The sequence below is a fragment of the Algoriphagus sp. 4150 genome, assembly GCF_031457395.1.
Classification (GTDB): domain Bacteria; phylum Bacteroidota; class Bacteroidia; order Cytophagales; family Cyclobacteriaceae; genus Algoriphagus.
In genome coordinates this window covers 1-3,954 of sequence record NZ_JAVDWS010000061.1, presented here as the reverse complement: position 1 = coordinate 3,954, position 3,954 = coordinate 1, and the positions used below count along the sequence as shown (strand labels likewise).

Annotated in this window: 2 protein-coding genes; both read right to left on the bottom strand. The window is 37.5% G+C overall.

The annotated features are described in order from the left end of the window. Window positions 1-565: 565 nt before the first annotated feature. A complete protein-coding gene (locus J2X69_RS24655; protein ID WP_409014489.1) occupies window positions 566-1,267 on the bottom strand; it encodes a PDDEXK nuclease domain-containing protein in 702 nt (233 codons plus the stop codon). Window positions 1,268-1,622: 355 nt separating this feature from the next. After that, on the bottom strand, window positions 1,623-2,753 hold the full coding sequence (locus J2X69_RS24650; protein WP_310109509.1) for a hypothetical protein: 1,131 nt from the start codon (window positions 2,751-2,753) through the stop codon (window positions 1,623-1,625). Between the last annotated feature and the right edge of the window lie 1,201 nt (window positions 2,754-3,954).

Genomic DNA, 3,954 nt, shown 5'->3' with positions numbered 1-3,954 from the left:
TCGTAAACATCCAGAAAAAAATGCAAACACTCAAAAAATCAGATAATCCAGTCCTGTCCGCATTGTTTCATGCTAGAAATTAGCCAAACTTGAGGCTCGGGGTTTCAACCCCGAGTAAATAAAGTTTAACGGCCATTGTCTCCTGCTCTGGAATATCGTCTGGAAATGGGGAATGGTGCAGGAGGTGGAAAGGTGTGTTGGTTATTTTTCATCTATCCTCAATCTCTCTATTAACTGGTATCGATAGTGTTGAGGTATTTTTTCTCTCTTACTTTTTGAAGGCAAAAAGTAACAAAAACCTTCGTCGCAGCAAAGCTTCCACGCGCAAGCCAACCGTCTGGCTCGCTGCTGCGACCACCTCCGCGCCCTCACACTTAAACCAAGGTGCCAAATCGATTATCTAGTGCAGGTGGCAGAGACAGAGCGTCAGGTTAACACCATGCTGCCGTAAATACGAAACAATGCCGGAGGCATGACCGATTATATTGCCCAGCATTTCAATGCTGGGTTTAAAAAGATCAATAACCCCGGCCTCCTGCCCCAGATTATTATCCTGAAATCGGAGTCAGTGCAGGAGGTGGAAATAAAAATTCATTAAGATGAAAGATTCCTGTGCCTCAGCCCGTATCGTCATAAATCCGTGCCGCCGTTTTTGTCTTGCCACAAAAGAAAACCCATTGCCTATTTCCAATAAAAAATCGTGTAAGTGTGTGATAATGGCTGACTCTAAATCCTTTTCGTAATAAGCCGCTTCTCTTTTAAGTCCCAAAAATTCCAATACCATAGGGTCTTTAATAATTTCTTTGGCATGTGTTGGCATTTTTTCTTCTCTGGCAACGGCTAATACAGATTGCACATCGTTACTGATTAGCAGTCTTTCAAAAAGTTGGCTATTCACTTGTCGTTCCAATTGTCTGGCAGTCCAATTGTTTTTTTCTGTCTCTGCTATGTAAAACTCTCTTTTGTCTTGATTATCAATACTTATTAGGTTTTTATAATGTGTCCAATTGAATTGCGACCGCAGTGCGGACGCAATTGGAAAGGTGCGGTAAAACTGTCGGTATCTTTCCAATTGGCGAACCGAAAAACCTGTTCCTAAAGTCGGCTGAAATGCTTCGGAAATAGATTTTATAAGGTATGTACCATAGTCAGCCCGGTCTTTTCCCTCTTGCTCTTCTTCAAAAATTATTTTACCGATTTGCCAATACATCAATACAAGTTCATTATAAACTGCCCGAATGGCTTTTGATTGAGCATTGGAAACAATGCTTTGAATTTGAATAAATATATCTTTTTAAATCTCCATTTATATAAAGGTTTCGGATATGATAATTTTTGGCTGTAAGGGTTCTAAGTCCTTTTTAGCTTGCCACTTTATATTGGAAGTGTGTCCACAGGGTTCAGCGGGTCTGCTGACACCAAATTAAGGATTTCGGCTATTCCGTCAAACAGGCTTTGGATGTTTTTATCGGAAACTGACATGATCGCCGCTCTCTCGAAACTTCGGGAACACCGGAGGCCCTGTCTACTGGTTAGCCAGTAATCCTCCCTCCATTTCAGAGCATTCAACTTTCTTTTAGGTCAATTCAGGCCACACACGTTTCGGGCTTTGCGTTCGTTTTTTATACGTTATATATGCTAAAGCAACCATAATCAGTTCTTACACCTAATTTTTCTCCCACAAACTTAATTTCACATTTTTTTCCAAGATGTTCAATTTTAAAGCTGTGTAAAAGTTTTTTATTGATAAAGTCGAACACGTGGGCATCTGCCCGTTGTAGAAGAACCAATTTTGTTTGGTCAGCATTAAAGCAAAAAGCATTAACGTCTTTTGTGTATTCGGGAATTTCTATTTCTTTCATTAGGATTTCTTCATTTGTAGAAAGGTCAAAATACCGCATTCCCCAAGTTCCATATTGTTCTCTAACAATCAATAATTTATTATTGTCAGCAAACTCAAATTGAAACACCATTTCAAACTTGCCATTTATTTTACTTAAAAGTGTTCCATTTTCTGCATCAATAATTTGAATTTCCCCAACCTTGTTATGAAATGCCAATAATTTTCCATCTTTTGATAATTTTCCGCAAAAAGGAGAATTGCCTTTTACAATTTCTATTTTGTAATCTTTTGTAAATAAAATTCTATTTTGATTATCAACTACAGTCAATTTACTCATCGTAGCGAAAGCTATTTTGTCATTTGAGACCGATGAAAAACTGTCGACATAACTTTTCTCTTGACCTAAGTTATAAAAAGTTTCTTTTTCAATATCGAACTCATAAATATGATGGTCAATGTCTAAAATTAAAGAATTTCTTTCAGCACTGTACTCGATATTCCAGGCTAAATTTTTTGGTAATTTTATTGTTTTAAGGATTTTTCCAAGATTGTCAATTAGGTTCATTGAGCCTACAATTTCTTCATTTTGCATTTTGTCTTCGTAAACAAATATACCGTGTGGCGAATGCTCAAGTGATAATGCTCCTGTATAAGCACCACCAATAAATTTGTGCAAAACAGTTTGTCCGATTTTGGCGTTTTCATCGTTTAATACAAATCCTTTTTTCAAGGCTTCCCATTCTTGCTTGTAGAAATTTTTCAAAGCATCTTCATTGCTTGAAAATTCTCTTTCGGTTGTTTTTAGTTTCCCGATTTTTCCAGTTTCTGAAATTAAGATTTTGTCTTTTAAGATTAGGTTAATTACCTTTTCTGAATTATTATTAATTAGTTTGTGCTTTATTTCTTTCATCTGTTTTGTTTGTTTCGTTCGGGTTCTGTAAAATGATGCACAATAGGGTCAGGCAAGGGAATTGCACCCTCACCTTCCCACAGAACTCCCGCAAAACGGGACAGGCCGTGCGTGAGACTCTCATCCGCCGCGGCGGACTCTTCATGTTTGTAAATCGCTTCGTATTAAAAGTACCTAAGCTTGAACCAATTTCCAATGCTCAAACAGAGAGGTCATGTACTGGCACTTCAGGCATCTGACTGCCGCCATTTCATAAAGTCCTTTCTCTCATTTTACCCATTTGAGCAAACGATAGTTGGGTTGATTCCATACATCGTGCGTGGGCTCGCCTCTTAGCTTGTGTAGTAGTTGTAAGCCCTTCCGGAGGGATGGTCCGAATGACCGGATTAGTGTTCAACATCTTCGGGTTATACACTGGCAGAGTTAGGCCGAAATGGATGGCACTAATCGAACTGAATTACCCAGATACTCTACAAACTGAGCTAAACCCAAATCTGACATTAAAATAATTCATTTTTCAAATATACATATCGATGTAGAAACATATCACGTAACGTATCAGTGGAGATATGACTCCGAAATTCTACACTTATCTTAGTTCCAACTTAATTCACTTCCTGACCTAAGCTAGCTATTTAATTAACTGATTTACTTTTTTTTATCACTATTTTTTCTTGGTTCTACCCGAGAAACTAAGACAAAATTTGTAAGTGGACGAACAGATACGGTGCAAAGAAAATAATTTCTGTATTCATCGGTTTCGAAGGCTTGTGAGGCGAACCATTTTTTTTCATGCACTCATAAATAATAGACAGGTCTATACCCCTTCCGTCAGTTTTAACTCCTGAAATAATCTCCCAACTTTCTGTTGCGGTATTCTCTACTAATAATCTGCTTTTTTTCAGGAGCATATTTTTATCAGCAGGAGGAATAATTGACCCTTGAAGATTTCAGGCACCTTTTAGTTTCAGATCCTTCATGTCAGCGATATTAGAGTGGGCAATATCCGGTAATTATAGATAAATTAAGAGTTATGCATTCCTCTTTAACTTAACTTAACAAGCCTGAAATTATCCGTTCCATTAAATTTGGGCATGAAAAATTTTATAGAGGTGGACGCTTAGTCTCATATAATATTTTGAATATATAATTTGTCTTCATTCACCATTCTTTTGATTAGGTTGTGGAAGATTGTCTGTTT